Origin of the sequence: Microtetraspora niveoalba (assembly GCF_001570405.1) — a bacterium.
GTDB classification, from domain to species: Bacteria; Actinomycetota; Actinomycetes; order Streptosporangiales; family Streptosporangiaceae; genus Microtetraspora; species Microtetraspora niveoalba.
In genome coordinates, this window is record NZ_BBYM01000015.1 from 21,983 (window position 1) to 41,793 (window position 19,811).

Here is a 19,811-nt window from a genome sequence, read left to right on the forward strand (position 1 = left end):
GGGCCTGTGCACCATGACCCGACACGTTGACTTCGACCACCACTCCGCCCTCTGCACGGAGGATCCGGTCGCCTACTACGCCTCCTTCCGCGACGCCTGCCCGGTCGGGCGGACGGAGGCCCACGGCGGCTACGTCTACACGACCCGCTACGCCGACGTCGTCCGCGTCGCCCGCGACGACGGGAGCTTCTCCTCCTCGCGGGCCGCCGCGGGCCCGGACCGCGTCGCGATCGTGATCCCGAGCGGACCCGGCCTCGAGCAGTTCCCGATCGAGCTGGACCCCCCGGAGTCCACCGCGTACCGGGACCTGATCAACCCGCTGCTCACCCCCGACGCCGTCGAACGGCTCCGGCCCATGATCGCCCGGCACGCGACGCGGATCGTGGACGAGTTCGTCGAGCTGGGCTCGGCCGACTTCGTGCGCGACCTGACCAACCCGCTGCCCGCCGCGGTCACCCTCGACTGGCTCGGCTTCCCGGAGGAGGACTGGGCCCCGCTGGCCGGTCCCATCCACGACATCTTCGCCGCCCCCGCCGACAGCGACCGCGCCCGCCGCGGCGCCGAGGGCCTCGCCCACATGGAGCGGCGCATCCGCGAGCTGGTACGGCTCCGCCGCGAGGAGCCCGCGGACGACGCGGTGAGCTTCCTGGCCGGGCGGCGGCGCGCGGACGGCGAGCCGTTCGGCGAGGACGAGCTGGTCTCCGTGATCGGCCTGCTCATCGCCGGAGGCGTGGACACCACCACGTCGCTGACCGGCTCCGTGCTCGTGCACCTGAGCAGGAACCCCGACCAGCGCCGCAGGCTCATCGAGTCGCCCGACCTGCTGGAGACGGCCACCGAGGAGTTCCTGCGCGCGTTCGCCCCCTCCCAGTCGATGGCCCGTACGGCCCTGGGCGACACCGAGATCGGCGGCTGCCCGGTGCGCGCGGGCGAGCGTGTGCTGATCCCGTGGGTGGCGGCCAACCACGACCCGGCCGTCTTCCCCGATCCGGACGAGATCCGCCTCGACCGGGACGCCACCCGGCACCTCAGCTTCGGCATCGGCACGCACCGCTGCGCCGGGGCCCACCTCGCCCGCGCGATGTTCCGGGAGATGATCACCCAGGTCCTCACCCGGCTGCCCGACTTCCGGGTGCTGGAGGAGGGCCTGGTCGCCTACCCCACCAGGGGCAACCAGTCCGGCTGGGACGCCATCCCCGCCGTCTTCACACCCGGCGCCCGCCGGGGCGCGCCGTCCTCAGGGGCCGTCCCCGCGGCCTTCCAGCAGGCGGCGCCGTTCGACGTCGTCGTCACCGAGGCGCGCACCGTCGCCGACGGCGTGCTGGCGTTGACGATGGCCGCCGCGGACGGCGCGGAGCTGCCCGTCTGGGCGCCCGGCGCGCACCTGGAGTTCCGGCTCCCCTCGGGCCGCATCCGCCAGTACTCCCTGTGCGGCGACCCGGGCGACCGCGCGTCGTACCGGGTGGCCGTCCTCCGCGAGGACGGCGGGCGCGGCGGCTCGGCCGAGCTGCACGACCTGGCCCGGGCCGGGGCGACCCTCACCGTGAAGTGGCCGCGCAACCACTTCCCGCTCGTGCCGGCGGAGGACTACCTGTTCCTCGCCGGGGGCATCGGGGTCACCCCGATCCTCGCCATGGTCCGGGCCGCCGCCCGCGACGGGGCGGCCCTGCGCGCGGTCTACGGCGGCAGGTCCCGCGCGTCGATGGCGTTCGGGGACGAGCTGGCCGAGCACGCGGGGGAGCGCGTCACGCTGCTGCCCCAGGACGAGTGCGGGCTGCCCGACCTCGACGCGATCCTCGCCTCGGCCGGGCCGGGCACCGCGATCTACTGCTGCGGCCCGGCCGGGATGATCGAGGCGGTCGAGCGGGCCTGCGCCCGCCGCGGCCTCGGCGACCGGCTGCACATCGAGCGGTTCGCCGCGGGCGACGACCTGGAGGTGGCGTTCGACCCGGCGGGCAACACCGCCTTCGACGTCCATCTCGCGCGCAGCGGCCGCACGGTGCGGGTCAGGGAGGACCAGCGCCTCATCGAGGCGGTGCGCGAGGCCGTCCCCGGCCTCTCCTACGACTGCGAGAAGGGGTACTGCGGCGCCTGCGAGACGCGGGTGCTCGCCGGAACCCCCGAGCACCGGGACTCGCTGCTCACGCCCGAGGAGCGGGAGTCCGGCCGCACCATGATGATCTGCGTCGGCCGATCGGCCTCGCCGAAGCTCGTGCTGGACCTGTGACGGCCGGAGGCCGGACGATCCTTCCAGGCCGGGGTCCTCGCCGGTAGGCGGCGGACGTCTCGCCGCCGAAGCACGGCGGGGGAGCGGCGTCGAACAGGCGAGGGCCCGGGCGCGGAGGCCGCGGCCTCCCGTCCGGCGGCGCGGGCCTCCGTCAGGCCGCGCCGTCCGGGAGGTGGCCCTCCCTGCCCAGCTCGGCGGTGATCTGGGCGGTGACGCGCTTGAGCGCCTCGGCGGCGGGGGAGCCGCTGCCCGGCGGCACCGAGTCCGTGGTCGCCACGACCGCCATCGTCGCGATCGGGATCCGGTCCCGGAAGACCGGCGCGGCGATGGTGCGCACGCCGTTCACGGACGGGGTGTTGGCGGAGATCATCTCCTCGCGGATCCGCTCCAGCTCGCGGCGCAGCTCGGGGGACGCCTCCAGTTCCGCGGCCAACCCCGGCACCTCGCCCTCCGGCAGGAACGCGCAGAAGACCCGCCCCTGTGCCGACTCGGTGCGCGACAGCCGGGTGCCGGTGCGGACGCTGACCCGGATGATGCGGTCGGTGTTGTCGTCCACCCGCACCACGACCGCGCTGTCGCCGTCCCAGACGCTCAGCACCACGGTCTCGTCGATCTCGCGCACCAGGCGCTGCATGTACGGCCCGGCGATGCCGATGACCGGCATCCCGGCCCGCGCCGCGGCCGACAACGTCAGGATCTGCGGGCCCAGCGAGTACAGCGCCTCACGCTCGTCGTAGCGCAGCAGGTTGCTCTCGCGCAGCGCCTTCGTGTACCGGTGCGCGGTCGCCTTGCTGGTGCCCAGGCTGGCGGTCAGCTCGTTGAGGCTGAGCTGGGGACGGCTGACCGTGAACGCGCTGAGGATCAGCGCGGCGCGCTGGACGGTCTGGATCGCCGGGGCAGCCCGCTCGGCCCCCGCACCGGGAGGGGCGGGCGTGGTCTCGTCACCCATTGTTCTTCCTTCGTGTCGGGGCGGTGGCCCGGGGCACGCTCGCGTTCCGAGTGCCGAGACGTCGTCGTGGGGCACGAAACGCATTCCCGGGCATGGACGGAGCTGTCCGGCGATGACGATCTTCTCAGGAGTGAGACGCTTCGATGGCTGATTCGCCGTAAAGGGCATGGCGCAAGACGATGACGCTATAAATCCGGGCGAATCTCAGCAGAGTGTCCAGATCGAGGACATCTCTCCGGGGGTCGGCCGGGTCCGCCCGTACGGCGGGGCCGACCCGGACCGTGGGGACGCCGTGGCCGCGCAGCACCACGCCGTCGGTCGACCCCTTCCACCCGGTCACCGGCGGAGGCGCGGCCCCGTGCTCGCGCGTCCAGGCGGCGGCGGCGTGCCGCACCACGGCCGCGTCCGGCGGCGTGACGCCGGCGGGATGGGCCTCCCGCGCCTCGACCGACAGCGCGCAGTCCTCCAGCGGGCCGCCGCGCAGCCCGGTTTCGAGGGCCGTCCGGATGTCGTCCGCGATGCCCGCGACGTCGTCCCCCGGCACGGTGACCAGGTAAAGATGCAGCTCGACGACGCCGGGCAGCAGGTCCGGCTTGGCCGCCATGCCGCCGCGCACAGCGCCGATCCCGGCCTCGGCCGCGATCTGGCCCCCGGTCCCGGCGCGGGCGGCGACGTGCCGCTCCCGCCACCGCTCCAGGAGGCCGAACACCTCGCCGAGGTGGGCGATGAGCCCCCCGGCCGGCGGCGCGGCGTCCCTGGCGAGCACCGGCCGGTACGCCGTGCCGAGCCGGACCCGGACGAACGCCGCCCCGGGCTCCTCGTGCAGGATCCCGGGCGGGCCGCACTTGGCGACGACGGCCGCACGCGGGCGCGGGCCCGCGCGGAGGTGCTCCTCGACGCCCACGGGCGCGTCGGACTCCGGCGTCGCGGCGAACGGGGAGGCGTGCGTGCCGCCGCCGGCCAGCAGCAGCGTGACCCGGTGGGGGAGGCCCGCGTCCCGGAGCGCCGTCACGGCCGCCGTGTACCCGGCGAGCGCGGCGGCCGCGGGGCCGCGCGCGACGCCGAGGCCGAACCCGGCGAGCGTGCCCGCCTCCCGGTCCACCGTCAGAGGAGCGGGCGGAGTCGCGATCCCCGTCGCCCACCGGTCCCGCTCCGGGTCGCCGGGCAGCGAGGTGTCCAGGTGGGAGTACAGGAGCAGCTCCCCCGCGTCCGCCGCGCTCAGGCGCCGCGCGTGGGCGTCGCGTCGCCCGGACGCGCCGGACGCCCGGCCGTCCTGTCCGTGCTGGTCGTGCTGGTCGAGCTGGTCGAGGGGGTGCCGGGCCGGGATGTGCGAGGTGGCGACGAGGTTGGCCCCGGCGGCCCCGATCTCGTCGCGGCGCCAGGAGATCGTGGGCCACAGCGGGCGGGCCCACTCCAGGAGCCGGGCGGCGGTGGCGCGCTCGGCTCCGCGCGGGCTCGGGCCCGCCGCGAGCAGCCGCACCGCCTCCACGATCCGGTCGCCGTCGATCGCGCCGTACGCGGCGATCCGCAGGCGTTCCAGGGGGTCGGTCGTCACGGGCTCTCCAGATCTCCGCTCGGGCTCCGCGATCGGGGCCGGCGCCCCTCATCGCACTGATGTTAACTCCATTCAAGATGGCATCTCGCATCTTGACAATGCTCTCGGCCGGAACCTACTGTTCCCTCACGTCGGCGGTGAGGTCGATCCCGCAGGCCGACCGGATGCCCGCGGCTCCCGCCGCCCCCTGCCCGCCCCCTCTGGCGGCGGGCCCCGGCCAACGGCTCGCGCGTCCCCCCGTTCCCGCGCGGGCGCCCATCCCAGGAGGACTGATGGCCTACGTCGTGACCGACGCGTGCGTGGACGTTCAGGACAGATCGTGCGTCGAGGAGTGCCCGGTCGACTGCATCTACGAGGGAGACCGGATGATGTACATCCATCCGGACGAGTGCGTGGACTGCGGCCGGTGCGAGCCGGTCTGCCCGGTGACGTCGATCTACCACAGCGAGGACCTGCCGCCGGACCTGGCCGGGTTCGCCCGGATCAACACCGAGTTCTTCGCCGACCTCGGCTCGCCCGGTGGCGCGCGGAAGGTCGGCCGGGCCGGGGCCGACCACCCGGCCGTCTCCGGAGGCCGGTCGTGACCGCCGGTGTGCCGGAGGCTCCGGAGGAGACGGGAGCGCCGGGCCCGGTCCACGAGGTGGACCTGGTCATCGTCGGCGCCGGCCCCTCCGGGCTGTACGGCGCCTACTACGCCGGGTTCCGCGGCATGTCCGTCGCGGTGATCGACTCGCTGCCCGAGCCCGGCGGGCAGGTGGCCGCGCTGTACCCGGAGAAGGACATCTTCGACATCGCCGGATATCCGGCGGTCAAGGGGCAGACGCTGGTCGACGCCCTGGTCGCCCAGGCGAGCCAGGCCGATCCGCTCTACCTGCTCGGGGAGAGCGCCGTGGAACTGCGCCACGACCCCGAGTCGGTCGAGGTGGTCACCGACGCGGGCACCCTGGTGCGGGCCAAGGCCCTGCTCCTCACCGGGGGCATCGGCACGTTCACCCCCAGGGAGCTCCCCGTGGGCGGCGAGTACCTCGGGCGCGGCCTGCGCTACTTCGTCCGCAGGCTGGACGAGCTGGCCGGGCAGGACGTGGTGGTGGTCGGCGGCGGCGACTCCGCCCTCGACTGGGCGCTCGCCCTGGAGCCGATCGCCCGCTCGCTCACGCTGGTGCACCGCCGGGACGCGTTCCGCGCCCACGAGCAGAGCGTCGCCCGGCTCCGCTCGTCGTCCGTACGCGTGCTGACGCCGTACGAGGTGGCCGGCGTCGCCGGTGACGGCCGGATCGCCGAGGTGACCGTCGAACGGGTCCGCGGCGGCGACATGATCACCCTGCCCGCCCAGACCGTGGTGGCCGCCCTCGGCTTCATCGCCGATCTCGGCCCGATGCAGAAGTGGGGCCTCGACCTGCGCAGGCGGCACGTCCTCGTCGACCGTTCGATGCGGACGAACCTGGACCGGGTGTTCGCCGCCGGGGACATCAGCGACTACGACGGCAAGGTCCGGCTGATCTCCGTCGGCTTCGGGGAGGCCGCCGCGGCGGTCAACAACCTGGCGCCCCTCGTCAACCCGGCTTTCGGCACGGTTCCCGGGCATTCGTCGGACGCGGCGTGAAATGCCGCGTTGAATCCCGGCTTGAACGCCAAGTCGTATGCGCTCCGGCGTGTCCCTGGATAGAGTCCCAACCGACATAAGGGGTACTCGACGGAGGAGACGGGATGCCGGGGCAGCGCGACGACGCGGACCAGTCCGGTGCGGCTCCCTCCGCGGACGAGACCCCCGCGATCCAGACGGTGCGCCGCGCGGCGCTGATCCTGAGCGCGTTCACCGTCGAGCGCCCCCGGCTCAGCCTGAGCGAGATCACCGCCCGCCTCGGCACCAGCAAGCCCACCGCGCACCGCTACACGCGGGCGCTGCGGGCGGCCAACCTGCTCCGTTACGACGCCAGGCAGGCGACCTACACCCTGGGGCCCGAGGTGCTCGCCCTGGAGGCGGCCGCCCGCGCCGGGCTGCCCATCGCCGCCGCGGCCGGGCCGCACCTCGACCTGCTGGTCCGCGAGACCAACCAGACCGCCGTGCTCAGCGTCTGGAACGGCGAGAGCCCCGTGGTCGTACGCTGCGTCGACAACACCGACGGCGACATCCGGCTGAGCGTGCGCACCGGCTCCACCCTCGACCTGCTGCGCTCGGCGCAGGGCCGGGTCTTCTGCGCGTACCTGCCGGTGGGGGAGGTCCCCGGGCTGGCGCGCAGGCTGCGCGCCACACCGGAGCTGCGCGGGCTGATCGAGCAGGTGCGGGAGTCCGGGATCGCGGTCAACTCGCCCGCCGACCACGGCGTGCGGGTGATCGCCGCGCCGATCTTCGAAGGCGACCAGATCGTGGCGTCGATGGCCGTGGTGAGCACGGTCGCCGCGCTCGCCGGCGAGACCGAGCGGCGGGTGACCGACGCGCTGCGCGCCGCCTCGGGCCGGCTGTCCGCCGAGCTCGGCGGCACCGCCGCCACCCCCGCCTGACCCCGCCACGGGCCTCCGCCGCCGTCACGCGGTGACCGCCTGACCTCGCCACGGGCCTCCGCCGCCGTCACGCCGCGACCGTCTGACCCCGCCGCCCAGCCCTCCAGCCGTCGTCCGCGTCTTCCGCCGTCCCGCCCCCGGCGTCCTTCCCGCGCCTTCCCCCCCGCCGCGGGCGCGCCGCACCCGGCCCTCGTCCCCGGCCCCTGTGCGCCGACAACGCCCGCCATCGCGGGCCCGCGACCGGTGCGCGCCTTCGGATCGAGGGCCGGGCGGGTTCCCGCGTGCCCGCGTGTACGCCGCGTCGCCCAGCGTGCGGTGTCCCCCGCGTCCGTCCGCCCGCACGGGGACGCCGATGATGTGACGTAATACGAGATATTGTTTCGCATATTGACATGGGCCGAATTTTCCTCTTACGTTCGTGCGTATCCCTCCAACCCCCCTCCCGGCCGCCCACGCCCGTACCGCCGGACGGCTCAGCCCTCCGGCGGCGGCGGGCGCGGGCGGCGAACGGGAACCAAGGAGCCTGCATGCGAACGCGACGCGTGGGCGCCCCCGCGGCCCTGATCACCGTCCCCCTCTCCGGGGTGTACGGCGACGAGGGCGCGGCCGCCCCCCGGACGGCGGCCCCCCGGACGGCGGCGGCCGCCCGATGACCGCGCTCAACCTGGTGGCCACCCCCGGCGGGCTCGCCCGCGTCGACGGCGACGCCGCCGTCCTCCTCGACCTGCCGTACGGCGACGTCGCCGAGCTGCTCGCCGAGGGCGAGGGCTTCGCGCCGGCGCGGGGCGCGCGCGAGCTGGACCGGGTCCCCCTGGCCGACCTCGACCTCCTGGCGCCGCTGGCCCGTACACGGGCGATCTGGGGCGTCGGGCTGAACTACCACTCCAAGGCCGAGCTGACCGGCCGGCCGGTGCCGGACGAGCCGATCCTCTTCCTGCGCGCCCTGTCCGCCGTCTCCGCGCCCGGCGCGGAGGTGGAGCTGCCCCAGGACCGGTCCGGCCAGATCGACTACGAGGCCGAGGTCGCCTTCGTGGTCGGCCGCCGCATGTCACGCGTACGGCCGGAGCGGGTGTGGGAGCACCTCGCCGCCGTCACCGCCGCGAACGACATGACCGCCCGCGACGTCATGGTCGCGACCGGGACCCCGTCCCTGGCCAAGAGCTTCCCCGGATTCGGCGCGCTCGGGGCCTCGGTCCTCGAACTGGCCGGGGTGCCCGACCCCGACGCCGTCGCCGTGCGCGCCACGGTCAACGGCGTCGTCCACCAGGACTCCAGCACCGCCGAGCTGATCTTCCCGGTGCCCGACCTGATCTCGCGGATCTCCCGCTTCGCCGCGCTCGAACCCGGAGACGTGGTGCTGACCGGCACCCCCGCCGGCACGGGACAGGACCGCGGGGTCTTCCTGGACGCGGGCGACGAGGTGGAGATCACCGTGCCGGGGGTGCTGCCGCTGCGCACGCGGTACCGGGCGCTCGCCGGCCGTTCCTGACCGCGCCCGCTTCCGAACCGCTCCCCGGCCGCCCGCCCGCCTCCCCGGAGAGCCTGCCCCGGGGAGGCGGCTCCCCGGGGAGCAGGCCCCGGCCCACGACGTTCCGCCCGGCCGTCCAGCCGTCCGGCCGCACCGCCGGAGACCCGCCGGGGTCGCCCAATCGTCCGCGTCCACTCCGCTTCCACCGTGCGGCGCCCCGCCGCGCCCGCCCCCGCGCCCCGAGGCCGGGGTCTCCCCGCTGAAGGAGATTCGATGACCGAGACAGATGTTTCCTACGATCTCGTCCTGACGAACGGCACCGTCTTCGACACCGAGGCCGGGACGTCCGCGATCGCGGACGTGGCGATCTCGGGCGACCGGGTCGCGCGGATCACCCCGTCCCTCGACCCGGGCGCGAGAGAACGCGCCAGGGAGGTCGTGGACTGCTCCGGCCGCTGGGTGCTCCCCGGCCTGGTCGAGGGGCACACCCACATCTTCGAGAACGTGTCGAAAGTGGGGGCGCCGCCGGACGAGGCCCACCTGCGCAGGGGAGTGGTGGCCGCCGCCGACGCGGGCACGGTCGGCGCGTCCACGTTCGCGGCCTTCGACGCCTACGTGGTCGGCCGGGCCGAGATGCGGCTGGTGAACTTCCTCAACGTCTCGGTGCTCGGCCTGATCGACTTCCGGTTCGGAGAGCTGCTGAACCCCGCGACGCTGGTCCCCGAGGACGCGCTGGCCGTGGCCCGCGACAACCCGGGCGTGGTCCGCGGCTTCAAGATCCGGCTGTCGGAGGACGTCGTCGGCCCGGCCTGGCGGTCCCTGCTCAAGGCGTCGCTCGAACTCGCCGACGAGGCGGGCCTGCCCCTCATGGTCCACATCGGCGAGACGGAGGAGCCGCTGCCCGACGTGCTGCCGATGCTCCGCCCCGGCGACATCGTCGCCCACTGCTACACCGGCAAGCCGCACGGCATCCTCGCCGACGGCACGGTGATCCCCGCCGTACAGGAGGCCAGGGCGCGGGGCGTGCTGTTCGACAGTGCGCACGGCAAGAGCAACCTCAGCTTCGAGGTGGCCAGGCGGGCGATCGCCGAGGGCTTCCTGCCGGACCTGCTCACCTCCGACACCAGCGGGCGCAACTGGCGCGGACCGGTGTTCGACCTGGTCACGAGCGCGGCCAAGCTCCACGCGCTCGGCATGCCGATGGACGAGATCGCGCCGCGCATGACGATCGCCCCGGCCCGCGTCCTCGGCCTCGACGCCGAGGGGTACGGCACTCTCGTCGAGGGCGGTCCCGCCCACGTCACGGTGCTCGCCGAGACCGAGGAGACGGTGCTGCCCGACGCGGCCGGCAACTCGATCGTCGCGCCCCGGCTCGAACCCGTCCTCATCCTGCACAAGGGCCGCAAGGTCGAGCCGACCCCGTGGCGGGGACTCGCCGCCGACCCGGCCGGCTCCCGGTGACCTGGGAGACCCCCGTGACGGAGGCCCGGCGGCGGCTGCGGGCCGCGCTCGCCGCCGGGCGCCGCGTCACCGGCACGTTCGTCAAGCTGCCGACGGCCGACTGCGTGGACCTGGCCCGCCAGGCCGGGTTCGACTTCGTCGTCGTGGACGGCGAGCACTCGGCGCTCCCGGACGAGACCGTCCTCGCGCTGGTACGGCACGCCGCCGCGACGGGCCTGCCCGCCCTGGTCCGGGTGCCGTCGGTGGACCCGGCGTGGGTCAACCGCGTGTTGGAGAGCGGGGCCGCCGGCGTGCAGCTCTCGATGCTGACCCGCGCCGCCGAGACCGCGGCCCTGGTCGCGGCCACCCGCTACGCGCCGGCCGGGGAACGCAGCGTCAGCCTGGCGCACCCGGCGGCGGGCTTCGGCGCGGCCGACCTGGCCGCGTACCTGGCCGCGGAGGAGCGCGACCCCCCGCTGCTCGTCGGGCAGATCGAGACCGCCGCGACCCGCGACCCGCTCGCGGACGTCGTACGCGGCCTCGACGTCGCCTTCGTCGGCACCACCGACCTCGCGGTCAGCCTCGGCCTCGCGAGCACCCCCGGGCACGCGGCGCTCGGGGCGCGGGTCGCCGAGATCGCCGAGGCGGCCCGCGCGGCGGGCACGTCCTTCGGAGGCTGGGTGGCCCGGCCGGAGGCCGCCCTGGTCGACGCGGCCGGGCTCGGCTCGGCCGCGTACGTCATCGCCGGATCCGACCTGCAGTTCCTCGGATCCGCGCTGCGCGCGACGGCCGCCCTCGCGCGCGAACTGCCCGGTCCGGACCCCGGGGCCTCGTGAGGGAGGCCGAGAAAGGAACGACGATGTTCAGCCAGCACCTGCACGGCGTCGCCGTGAACTGGGACGACATCCCCGCGACCGAGATCCGTCCCGGCGTGCGGCGCAAGGTGTACTCCACCGACGAGGTCATGCTCGCCTGGCACGAGCTGGAGGTCGGGATGACGCTCAACCCGCACCGCCACGACGACTTCGACCAGCTCGTGCTCATCCACCAGGGGCGCTGCACGTACTACGTGGACGGCGTCGGCCACGAGCTCGGCCCGGGATCGATGTTGCTGGTGCCCAAGGGGGCCGAGCACTACATCGAGCCCATCGAGGGCCCGTGCGTCAACGTGGACGTCTTCGCGCCCCCGCGCGCGGACTTCCGCGACGCCGTCTGGCTGCCGGACGGCCCCTGACCTCCGGAGGCGGCCCCGCCGTACCGGCTTCCGCGCGCCGGGACGGCGGGCCGCGCGAGCGTGCCCGCGCTCCCGCGACGACGAACCCCGGTCACCCTCCCGGGCACGGCCCGCGGCGTGAGCGTGCCCGGAGACCGGCGCGGCGCGTCCGCGGACGCCGACCCGCCGACGCGGAGGGCCCCGCCGGACGGACGCCGCTGGTCGATGTGGAGCTGGGCATCTGCGTCGAACTGCCCGCTGCCCGGCTTACGCCGTGTAAGGCGCGGACCGGGATGAGCAGGAGCCCCTTGACATTCCGGGAGGCACCGGGCCAGCATCACATTGCGAGACGGTATCTCGAATTCTCGCTCAAATCGCAAGAAGGGCCAGACCGCGGCGATGACGCAGTTGACACACACAGACCCCGGTGGAACGCCCAACCGCTCCCTGGTTCACGAGGACTGGGACGCGTTGACGTTCAAGGTGCACAGGTCGGCCTACCGGTCGCCCGCCGTGTTCCAGAAGGAGATGTCCCGGATCTGGGGCCACACCTGGCTGTACCTGGGGCACGAGACCGAGATCCCGAACCCGGGCGACTTCAAGTCCAGGACACTCGGCGGCCGGCCGCTCATCTTCTGCCGCGACTCCTCCGGGAAGGTCCAGGTGTTCTTCAACGCCTGCACGCACCGGGGCACGATCCTGTGCCGGCACAGCGAGGGCAACACCAAGTTCTTCCAGTGCTTCTACCACGCCTGGGCGTTCAGCAACTCAGGTGAGCTGGCCGCGCTGCCCGGCGACGAGGCGTACGCCGACGTTCCCGGCTTCAAGGAGCGGCACCGGCTGCGCTCCGTCCCGCGCGTGGACAGCCACGAGGGCTTCGTCTTCATCTCCTTCGACCCCAGAGTGCCGGACCTGCTGACCCACCTCGGCGAGGCCGCGCACTACATGTCGCTCACCGCCAAGATCGGCCCGCAGGGCATGCAGACCGTCCCCGGCGTCCAGCTCTACTCGGTCAAGGGCAACTGGAAGCTCGCCGTCGAGAACGCCATGGACGGCTACCACTTCGCCCCCACCCACAACACCTTCGTGGGCTACCTGCGCGAGACCGGCTTCGCCGTCACCGACGACGACCAGTACGCCTACGACCTCGGCGACGGCCACGGCCTGCTCATCCTGACCGGGCACAACGGCCGCATCGGCATGGTGTGGGAGCCGCGCTTCGGCGAGGCGGAGAAGGAGCGCACGGCCGCCAAGCGGCAGGAGATGGAGGAGCGGCTCGGCAAGGAACTCGCCACCGAGGTCGCCGACGCCAGCCGGATCCTGTTCGTGTTCCCCAACCTGCTGCTCTTCGACCTGGAGGCGCTGACCATCCGGCAGATCGAGCCGGTCGAGGCCGGCCGTACGGACGTGCGGGCCTGGCAGTTCGTCGAGACCGGCGAGCCGGACGAGGTCCGGGCGCTGCGCATCAAGACGATGGTCAGCTTCGTCGGGCCCGGAGGGCTCGCCACGCCCGACGACATCGAGGCGTACGAGGCGGTGCAGCGCGGCATCGAGGCCACCGCGGGCTCGGCCGACCCGGCCTACGACTGGAGCGACATGTCGCGCGGCATGGCCAACGAGAAGCAGGGCAACCAGGGCCGCTCCATCGACGAGGGCGCGATGCGCAGCTTCTGGCGGCAGTGGTCGCGCCGCGTCGAAGGCGCCCCGGCCCTCGACACGGCCCTCGACACCGCCCTCGACACGGCCCCGGGCGCCTGAGCGGCCGGAACGGGTGGAGAGCATGGACCAGCGTAAGGAGAGCACCATGGGCCGCCGCACAGTGACCAGGGCGGAAGCGGAGGACTTCCTCTACCGGGAGGCGCTGCTGCTCGACGAGTGGCGCCTGGACGAGTGGCTGACCCTCTTCGAGGAGGGCGGCCGCATGGAGGTCACCACCACCGACTGGAACGGGTGGGACAGCTCCTCGGCCGGCGCCTTCATGTGCGACGACTACGGCCTGCTCAAGGCCAGGGTGAAGCGGCTCAAGAGCCGGAAGGCGCACGCCGAGAACCCGCACTCCCGCACCCATCGGATGATCTCCAACGTGATCATCCTGGAGCAGGGGGACGAGACGGCCTGGGTCGCCGCCAACTTCATCATCCACCGCTACCGGGACAACCAGGAGTTCACGTACGTCGGCCGCTACGAGCACGTCCTGCTCGTCGACGACGAGGGGCTCAGGTTCCGGCTCCGCAGATCGATCCCGACCATGGAGACCATGGCCCCGGGCGCCCGGCTGAGCTTCATCCTCTGAGGCGGCGACCGTGATCAGGCACACGCTGGTGTTCCGGTTCCGCGACGACGTCCCGGAGGAGACCGTCGCCGCCGTCCTCGCGGAGCTGGACACCTTCCCGGCGAAGTACCCCACGATGCGCAACTGGGCCAGCGGGCGCAACATCAGCACCCGCGACACCACCATGACGCACGGGTTCGTCGTCGAGTTCGACTCCGAGCGCGACCTCCTCGACTACCTCGGCAGCGACTCGCACGAGGAGTTCGTGCGGGAGCGCTGGCGCCCGGTGATCGACCGGCAGGCGATCGTCACCTTCGCGTACTGACGTGCGCACTCCCTACGACCACGAACCGATGAGGAACCACCATGACGACTGACGGCGCCCGCCGCAGGGGGCCCCACAGCATGGAGTACGCGAGGATCCTGGTCCCGGACATGGCCGAGACCATCGAGTTCCTGCGCTACCACGTCGGCCTCCAGCTGGAGCGGCACACCGACGAGTACGCGTACCTCCGCGCCGACATCGAACACCACTGCGTCGAGCTGATCGCCGACCCGAGCCTCCCGGCGTCGCACACCGTCGCCGTCGGCTACAGCGTCGAGTCCGCCGAGCTGCTCGCCGACCTGCGCGACCGGGTGAGCGCCGCCGGCCTGGAGGTGCTGCCGCTCCAGGACCGGATGAAGGGCCTGTGCCAGGACGGCTTCGCCGTACGCGACCCGAACGGCCTGATCGTCGAGCTGTTCACCGAGTTCCAGGAGTACGCGGAGCCGCCGACGATCGAGCTGCGCCCGCTCAAGCTGGTGCACCCCTTCCTCGCCACCGACAAGTACGACGAGTGCCTGCGGTTCTACACCGAGGTCCTCGGGTTCCAGGTCTCGGACTACGTCGGCGACATCTCGGCGTTCCTCCGCTCGGAGGACCGGTTCCACCACAGCCTCGCGCTGCAGCGGAACAAGGAGTACTTCGTCGCCCACCTGTGCTTCATGATGAAGAGCTTCGACCATGTGATGCGGGGCCGGGCGCGGGCGCTGTACAAGAAGGTGCCGATCGCCTCCGACCTGGTCAACCACTCCGCGTCGACGTCGATCGCGTTCTACATGTTCGAGCCCAAGCACGGTCCGAGGTACGAGCTGTGCGACGGCCACCGGGTCTTCACCCCGGAGGAGCACGAGACGCACCGGCCGCGCCGCATGGTCGCCGACCCGCGCAACATCGACGTGTGGCGCGCGGCCGACAACGACTGGGACCGCTTCTGACCAGGCGGTTTCCATGACGGCTCTCCGGCCGGGACCGCTTCTGACCAGGCGGTTTCCCGGACGGCTCACCGGTCGGGACCGCTTCTGACCAGGCGGCACGGCGCGGGATCCCCTACCGGCGGGGACCCCGCGCCGCGCCGCCGCCCGATCAGCGCCCCCGACTACGGCCGGCTCGTCGGGCTCACCGTCTTGCCCGGGTCGCGCTCGACCACCGGGTCGAGGATCTCGTCGATCCTGCGCATCGTGTCGCCGTCGAGCTTGACCCCCGACGCCTTGACGTTGTCGCGGATCTGCTCGGGACGGCTGGCGCCCACGATGGCCGACGACACGTTCGGGTTCTGCAGCACCCACGCCACGGCGAGCTGGGCCATCGTCAGCCCGTGGTCGGCCGCGACCGGCCGCAGCTCCTGCACCCGGCGCAGCACGTCGTCGCGCAGCATCCGGTCGATGAACCCCGACCCCGCCTCGTCGGTGGCCCGCGACCCGGCGGGCGGCGGCTGCCCGGGCAGGTACTTGCCGGTCAGCACGCCCTGCGCGATCGGCGACCACACGATCTGGCCGAGCCCCTCGCGCTCGCTCAGCGGCACCACCTCGGCCTCGATCACCCGCCACAACATCGAGTACTGCGGCTGGTTGGACACGATGCGGTCGAAGCCCATCTCGTCGGCGATCTTCAGGGCGCGGGCGATCTGGTCGGCGCTCCACTCGCTGACGCCGACGTAGAGCACCTTGCCCTGCCGTACCAGGTCGTCGAAGGCCCGGAGGGTCTCCTCCAGCGGCGTCTCGACGTCGAACCGGTGCGCCTGGTAGAGGTCCACGTAGTCGGTGCCGAGCCGCCGCAGCGATCCGTTGACCGACTCCATGATGTGCTTGCGCGACAGGCCGCGGTCGTTGCGGCCGGGCCCGGTCGGCCAGTAGACCTTGGTGAAGATCTCCAGCGACTCCCGGCGCACCCCCTTCAGGGCGCGGCCGAGCACCTCCTCGGCTCTCGTGCCCGCGTAGACGTCCGCGGTGTCGAAGGTCGTGATCCCCTCGTCGAGGGCCGCGCGCACGCACGCGTGCGCGGCGTCCTCCTCGACCTGGGAACCGTGGGTGATCCAGTTGCCGTAGCTGATCTCACTGACCATGAGACCGCTGCGGCCGAGATGGCGGAATTCCATACGGGGAACAGTAGGACAACTCGTCGAATCAGGCGGGGTGCTGGTGCGCCAGCCGCAGCGCGGCGATCCCGGGCGGGAAGACGATGATCGGCCGCATCATCCCCACATCCTGGTGCTCCAGGAGGTGGCAGTGGTAGGCGTACCGCCCGGTGCCGCCCTCGAACGTGCCGGCGATCTCCACGACCTCCGCGTCGCCGAGCCGGACCACGTCCTTCCAGCCCTTCTCGCCCTCCTCGACCACGCCCGCCTCCTTGAACTCGATGGGACGGGTGGTGCCGCAGAGCTTCATGTCGAACCCGCTGACGTCGTAGACGTCCCGCGACAGGATCTGGAAGCGCATCAGGTGGATGTGCATCGGGTGCAGCGCCGTGGCGACGTTGATGAACGTCCACTGCTCGCACTTGCCCAGCTCGCCGTAGAAGTTCACGGTGTCGTCCGGGTTGCGGGAGATCCGGCGGAAGGTCCGCAACCCGCCGTCCGGCCCCCGGAGCTGCACCACCCCGTCCGACGGGACCTTCACCGACGCCGCGTCCACCTCCTCCATCTCCCACATCTCGGAATGCCGCCCGCCGAGCACCTTCGTCGCGACGATCCGGTGGTGGCGGTCCGCGGGGAGCGCGCCGTACGTCAGGCGGGTGAAGGTGGACGAGAGCACCGGGGGAGGGGTGAACGGATCGGCCACCCCCTCGGCCGCCACCCTGAACTGCATCATCTCCGGGTACGGCAGGCCGGGCGTGGGCACCCCCGGAGCCGACTCCCGCGAGATCGGTGGGGCGGGCGGGTTGTCGTCGAGAACGTTCACCAGCCGCAGCCGCCGCCCGCCGCATCCGGAGAAGTCGACCAGGATGTCGGCCCGCTCCCCGGGGGACAGGATGAGCGGCGAGTCCACGGGCACGGGCGCGGGCAGGAGCCCGGCGTCCGACCCGATCTGCCGCATCGCCCCCTTCACCGGTCGCCCGGTCCCCTCGTCGATGATCATCATGTGGTAGGTGCGGGTGTTGCAGGCGTTGAGCAGCCGGAACCGGTACCACGCCGGCTCCACGTCCAGGTAGGGCCAGATCGTGCCGTTCACCAGCGTGTACGGCCCGCGGAACCCGGCCGTGATGTACGGCGGGCCGGCCTCCGCGTAGGTCACCTTGTGCAGCAGCCGGCCGGTGAGCAGGCCGTCGGCGTCCACCTCGAAGTTGCGGTCGGTGATGACCAGGGGGATCTCGCGGTCGCCGCCCGGCAGCCCCAGGCGGTCCTCCTCGTCGTCCCTGATGAGGTACATGCCGATCAGGCCCGCGAACAGCGTCCACGTCGAGACGTGCATCGAGTGGTCGTGGTACCACAGGGTCGACGCCGGCTGGTCGTTCAGATACTCCACGATCTGCGTCTCGCCGGGGAACTGCCCGTTCTCCGACCATCCGTCCTGGCCCGCCCCGGTGACCGCGCCGTGCAGGTGCACGACCAGCCACGGCGGGATCGCCGCCACGTCCGCCCGCGGCGTCCCCCCGCTCAGCCCCGGCACGACGTACGGGTTGGGCTGGACCCCCACGGGCGCGTAGATCTCCACCGCGGTGACCGGCACCCGCTCGTCCTCGACGGCGTTCCGCCAGGCCACCTCGAGCCGCTGCCCGCGCCGCACCTCGATCGTCGGGCCGGGGAAGTGGCCGCCGTAGGTCCACAACCGCGTCGGCGGGAGCTGCGCGTGCAGCCGCCGGTCCACCGAGCGCATCTCTATGGTCAGCCGCTCGCCGTCCGGCCGGATCACCGGCGGGACGCACAGCGCGTCCACGAACGGCGTGAGTTTCGCGGTGATCCCCTCGGCCGCCCCGGCCCCGCCGGTGTTCACCGGCGCCGCGGGAGGGGAGCCGCCGGGCCCCGGGGAGTGTGGCGTGTGATCCGGCGCGGGGATGTGTCCGGAGGCGCCGTGCGCCGAGCCGGCGTGCGGATCGTCGCCCGCTCCGAGCGCACGCGCCGTGCCCCGCCGGGTGGCGGCCTGCGCTCCTCCGCCCGCGCCCGCCGCCGCCGCCGCGAGTCCCGCGGCCACGCCCCAGAATCCCCGCCTGCTGGTCCTCATCCCCGCCCCGTCTTCGCCATCGTCTCGCCGCCCCCCAGCGACCGGTACGGCTCTCGCCCGCGGCCGTTCCCGGCGCGACGCCGGTCGCCATAGTGCCATGACCGGCCCGTACAGCCCGGGAAGCCGCGCAGGAGCCGGGAGCGGGACGCGGGCCCGCCGCCGGGGATCGGACCAGGCGTGCGGCGGATTGGCGGTAGTGTGCCCCGGTGCGGCGGTTGATCCCTTCTCGTCTGGTACGGCTCGCGCTCGCGGCCGTGGTGGCCGCGAGCGTCGTCGGCGGCGTCATCGTCCTGCTCCGGCGCCGCGAGGACCGGGCCTCCGGCCGTGTCCCACGCCATGCGTCAGGCCGTGCCTCCGGCGCCTTCTCCGAGCGCCCGGCGGGCGGCGTCCCCGGCCGCATCCCCGGAGGCGTCCCCGGCGAGGCCGCGGGCGGTGCTCCGGGTGGTGCGTCGGGCCCCGGCCGGGACCGGCGGAAAACGGGCCGCCGGGGCGAGGGCTCCGGAGTTGTCGCGCCCTTCCCTCCCGAGCCGATCTTGGGACGGCCGACGCCCGAGGAGGTCGGGCGTCTCCTCGGCCGCCGCTCACGCGCGGCCGGGCGGCTCGAAGCGTTCGCCCGAGCGGGCGGGCAGCCGGGGGAGGGGCCGCTCGCCGATGTGCGCAGGCTCGACGAGCGAACCCGTCGGCGGCTGCACCGCCTGTCGGCCGCCGCCCTGGCCGTCTGCCTGCTCGCGCTGGGGGCCCGCTACGTCGAGGCCACGACCTTCGACGAAGGCGTGTTGACCTCAACGGACGTGCGGACCCCGGACAGCGGCCCCTGCCTCGCGGACGGCTGCCCGGCGCCCTCCGGTTGCGAGGGCGCCTGCCGCGACGGCGGCGCCGGCTCCGTGACATCCGCCACCGGGGAGCCGGAGCCCGAGGTCGCGGGGCCGACACCCGTGCCGGACCGGGCGTGCGCGCCCACGGTGGGCAGGCCCGTGATCCGGCCGGTCCGGCCCGGGGTGACCCGCGCGGTGAACCGGCAGTGGCGGCGCATCGAGAAGTGGCTCAGGGCCAACGCGCCCGAGACGTTCCGCACACTGCGCCCGCCCGCCAGACGGGGGACGATCGCCGTCGCCGAGGCGCAGATGGGCGTGCGGTTCCCCGACGACCTGCGCGCCTCGCTCCTGCGCCACAACGGCTCCCGCGTCATTCCCGACGTCGGAAGCCTGCGGCTCTACCTGTACGGCATGTACGGCGTGAAGGAGATCCGCGACACCTGGCGCGCGCTGTGCCGCCAGGAGGGCGTCGACTACACCCCCGATCCGCGCGTCGAGTGGTGGAGCGGGCGGATGATCCCCGTCGGGGACGACGGGAACGGTGAGTACCTGCTGGTCGACTCCGTACGCAGGGACGTCGCGGGCACGTTCGCCGAGAACGGCGGCACGTTCGCGACCGGGCCGGACTGGACCTCGTACTATGCCCTGCTCAGGACGGTCGCCGACGCGCTGGTCACCGGGCAGCCGATCGAGGGCTGGCTGGCCCCCCAGGTGACGGACGGAGCCCTCGGCTGGGTGGACGTCGACGACCTGGACGCCGATACGGGTGACGTCCCCGAGGTGTGACGGAGGGGGAATCCGCGTAGGCGGTGCCGGCGGCGGCCCGGCCCCGCCGCCGGGCCCCGGCGTCGCGCCATGCCACGGACGGCGGGCGGGCGGGTGGAGCGGCGG

The 19,811-nt window shown here is 73.6% G+C and carries 18 protein-coding genes; 14 read left to right on the forward strand and 4 right to left on the reverse strand.

Going from position 1 to position 19,811, the window contains the following annotated elements; translation table 11 throughout:
* The first annotated feature begins 13 nt into the window (after nucleotides 1-13).
* Nucleotides 14-2,227 (forward strand): cytochrome P450/oxidoreductase, encoded by a 2,214-nt coding sequence (locus tag AWQ70_RS15055; RefSeq protein ID WP_157530084.1) that lies wholly within the window; start codon nucleotides 14-16, stop codon nucleotides 2,225-2,227.
* A gap of 151 nt (nucleotides 2,228-2,378) precedes the next feature.
* Here the strand turns inward: AWQ70_RS15055 and AWQ70_RS15060 are convergent, their stop codons facing one another.
* Nucleotides 2,379-3,176 (reverse strand): IclR family transcriptional regulator, encoded by a 798-nt coding sequence (locus AWQ70_RS15060; RefSeq protein WP_067176010.1) that lies wholly within the window; start codon nucleotides 3,174-3,176, stop codon nucleotides 2,379-2,381.
* A 124-nt stretch (nucleotides 3,177-3,300) separates the two neighbouring features.
* Nucleotides 3,301-4,731, reverse strand: coding sequence for a M20/M25/M40 family metallo-hydrolase (locus AWQ70_RS15065; RefSeq protein WP_067176013.1), 1,431 nt, complete (start codon nucleotides 4,729-4,731; stop codon nucleotides 3,301-3,303).
* Nucleotides 4,732-5,003: 272 nt separating this feature from the next.
* Between AWQ70_RS15065 and fdxA the strand changes: the two genes are divergently transcribed.
* The 12 genes from fdxA (at nucleotide 5,004) to AWQ70_RS15120 (ending at nucleotide 14,883) form a co-directional block, all read left to right on the forward strand.
* Nucleotides 5,004-5,315, forward strand: coding sequence for a ferredoxin (gene fdxA / locus AWQ70_RS15070; protein ID WP_067176016.1), 312 nt, complete (start codon nucleotides 5,004-5,006; stop codon nucleotides 5,313-5,315).
* Entirely contained in the window at nucleotides 5,312-6,334 is a 1,023-nt protein-coding gene (locus tag AWQ70_RS15075) for an NAD(P)/FAD-dependent oxidoreductase (protein WP_218004535.1), read from the forward strand. The genes fdxA and AWQ70_RS15075 overlap by 4 nt, the downstream gene beginning before the upstream one ends.
* A gap of 104 nt (nucleotides 6,335-6,438) precedes the next feature.
* On the forward strand, nucleotides 6,439-7,233 hold the full coding sequence (locus AWQ70_RS15080; protein WP_067176019.1) for an IclR family transcriptional regulator: 795 nt from the start codon (nucleotides 6,439-6,441) through the stop codon (nucleotides 7,231-7,233).
* Between the two features lie 527 nt (nucleotides 7,234-7,760).
* A complete protein-coding gene (locus AWQ70_RS42010) occupies nucleotides 7,761-7,886 on the forward strand; it encodes a hypothetical protein (protein WP_281196943.1) in 126 nt (41 codons plus the stop codon).
* Nucleotides 7,883-8,722 (forward strand): fumarylacetoacetate hydrolase family protein, encoded by an 840-nt coding sequence (locus AWQ70_RS15085; protein ID WP_067176022.1) that lies wholly within the window; start codon nucleotides 7,883-7,885, stop codon nucleotides 8,720-8,722. Before AWQ70_RS42010 ends, AWQ70_RS15085 begins: the two co-directional genes overlap by 4 nt.
* 252 nt (nucleotides 8,723-8,974) lie before the next feature.
* Nucleotides 8,975-10,162, forward strand: a complete 1,188-nt coding sequence (locus AWQ70_RS38865) for an amidohydrolase family protein (RefSeq protein ID WP_067176025.1) — start codon at nucleotides 8,975-8,977, stop codon at nucleotides 10,160-10,162.
* A 14-nt stretch (nucleotides 10,163-10,176) separates the two neighbouring features.
* The gene (locus AWQ70_RS38870; RefSeq protein WP_169808670.1) at nucleotides 10,177-10,977 is read left to right on the forward strand and encodes an aldolase/citrate lyase family protein; all 801 of its coding nucleotides are present in this window, start codon (nucleotides 10,177-10,179) and stop codon (nucleotides 10,975-10,977) included.
* A 23-nt stretch (nucleotides 10,978-11,000) separates the two neighbouring features.
* Complete coding sequence (locus AWQ70_RS15100) at nucleotides 11,001-11,375, forward strand: AraC family ligand binding domain-containing protein (RefSeq protein ID WP_067176032.1); 375 nt, start codon at nucleotides 11,001-11,003, stop codon at nucleotides 11,373-11,375.
* 378 nt (nucleotides 11,376-11,753) lie between these two features.
* Nucleotides 11,754-13,112 (forward strand): aromatic ring-hydroxylating oxygenase subunit alpha, encoded by a 1,359-nt coding sequence (locus AWQ70_RS15105; RefSeq protein WP_067176035.1) that lies wholly within the window; start codon nucleotides 11,754-11,756, stop codon nucleotides 13,110-13,112.
* Nucleotides 13,113-13,158: 46 nt separating this feature from the next.
* The gene (locus AWQ70_RS15110; protein WP_157530085.1) at nucleotides 13,159-13,647 is read left to right on the forward strand and encodes an aromatic-ring-hydroxylating dioxygenase subunit beta; all 489 of its coding nucleotides are present in this window, start codon (nucleotides 13,159-13,161) and stop codon (nucleotides 13,645-13,647) included.
* Nucleotides 13,648-13,657: 10 nt separating this feature from the next.
* A complete protein-coding gene (locus AWQ70_RS15115; protein ID WP_067176041.1) occupies nucleotides 13,658-13,951 on the forward strand; it encodes a Dabb family protein in 294 nt (97 codons plus the stop codon).
* Between the two features lie 41 nt (nucleotides 13,952-13,992).
* Nucleotides 13,993-14,883: a VOC family protein gene (locus AWQ70_RS15120; RefSeq protein ID WP_084517103.1), complete on the forward strand. Its 891-nt coding sequence runs from the start codon at nucleotides 13,993-13,995 to the stop codon at nucleotides 14,881-14,883.
* Between the two features lie 161 nt (nucleotides 14,884-15,044).
* On the opposite strand, the gene AWQ70_RS15125 is transcribed toward AWQ70_RS15120, so the two are convergent.
* Both AWQ70_RS15125 and AWQ70_RS15130 read right to left on the reverse strand, forming a co-directional pair.
* Entirely contained in the window at nucleotides 15,045-16,043 is a 999-nt protein-coding gene (locus AWQ70_RS15125; RefSeq protein ID WP_067176048.1) for an aldo/keto reductase family protein, read from the reverse strand.
* A gap of 28 nt (nucleotides 16,044-16,071) precedes the next feature.
* On the reverse strand, nucleotides 16,072-18,105 hold the full coding sequence (locus AWQ70_RS15130; protein WP_218004536.1) for a multicopper oxidase family protein: 2,034 nt from the start codon (nucleotides 18,103-18,105) through the stop codon (nucleotides 16,072-16,074).
* Nucleotides 18,106-18,311: 206 nt separating this feature from the next.
* Here AWQ70_RS15130 and AWQ70_RS15135 point away from each other — a divergent pair, with 206 nt between their 5' ends.
* Nucleotides 18,312-19,706 carry an SMI1/KNR4 family protein gene (locus AWQ70_RS15135; RefSeq protein ID WP_157530086.1) on the forward strand — a complete coding sequence of 465 codons (1,395 nt, stop codon included), beginning with the start codon at nucleotides 18,312-18,314 and terminating at the stop codon, nucleotides 19,704-19,706.
* Nucleotides 19,707-19,811: the final 105 nt, after the last annotated feature.

What these genes read in the sequence shown, in the direction of transcription:
- AWQ70_RS15055 (WP_157530084.1), top strand. Translation starts at nt 14, where the DNA reads ATGACCCGACACGTTGACTTCGACCACCACTCCGCCCTCTGCACGGAG.
- AWQ70_RS42010 (WP_281196943.1), top strand. Translation starts at nt 7,761, where the DNA reads ATGCGAACGCGACGCGTGGGCGCCCCCGCGGCCCTGATCACCGTCCCC.
- AWQ70_RS15110 (WP_157530085.1), top strand. Translation starts at nt 13,159, where the DNA reads ATGGGCCGCCGCACAGTGACCAGGGCGGAAGCGGAGGACTTCCTCTAC.
- fdxA (WP_067176016.1), top strand. Translation starts at nt 5,004, where the DNA reads ATGGCCTACGTCGTGACCGACGCGTGCGTGGACGTTCAGGACAGATCG.
- AWQ70_RS15130 (WP_218004536.1), bottom strand. Translation starts at nt 18,105, where the DNA reads ATGAGGACCAGCAGGCGGGGATTCTGGGGCGTGGCCGCGGGACTCGCG.
- AWQ70_RS15125 (WP_067176048.1), bottom strand. Translation starts at nt 16,043, where the DNA reads ATGGAATTCCGCCATCTCGGCCGCAGCGGTCTCATGGTCAGTGAGATC.
- AWQ70_RS15060 (WP_067176010.1), bottom strand. Translation starts at nt 3,176, where the DNA reads ATGGGTGACGAGACCACGCCCGCCCCTCCCGGTGCGGGGGCCGAGCGG.
- AWQ70_RS15085 (WP_067176022.1), top strand. Translation starts at nt 7,883, where the DNA reads ATGACCGCGCTCAACCTGGTGGCCACCCCCGGCGGGCTCGCCCGCGTC.
- AWQ70_RS15120 (WP_084517103.1), top strand. Translation starts at nt 13,993, where the DNA reads ATGACGACTGACGGCGCCCGCCGCAGGGGGCCCCACAGCATGGAGTAC.
- AWQ70_RS15080 (WP_067176019.1), top strand. Translation starts at nt 6,439, where the DNA reads ATGCCGGGGCAGCGCGACGACGCGGACCAGTCCGGTGCGGCTCCCTCC.
- AWQ70_RS38865 (WP_067176025.1), top strand. Translation starts at nt 8,975, where the DNA reads ATGACCGAGACAGATGTTTCCTACGATCTCGTCCTGACGAACGGCACC.
- AWQ70_RS15100 (WP_067176032.1), top strand. Translation starts at nt 11,001, where the DNA reads ATGTTCAGCCAGCACCTGCACGGCGTCGCCGTGAACTGGGACGACATC.
- AWQ70_RS15105 (WP_067176035.1), top strand. Translation starts at nt 11,754, where the DNA reads ATGACGCAGTTGACACACACAGACCCCGGTGGAACGCCCAACCGCTCC.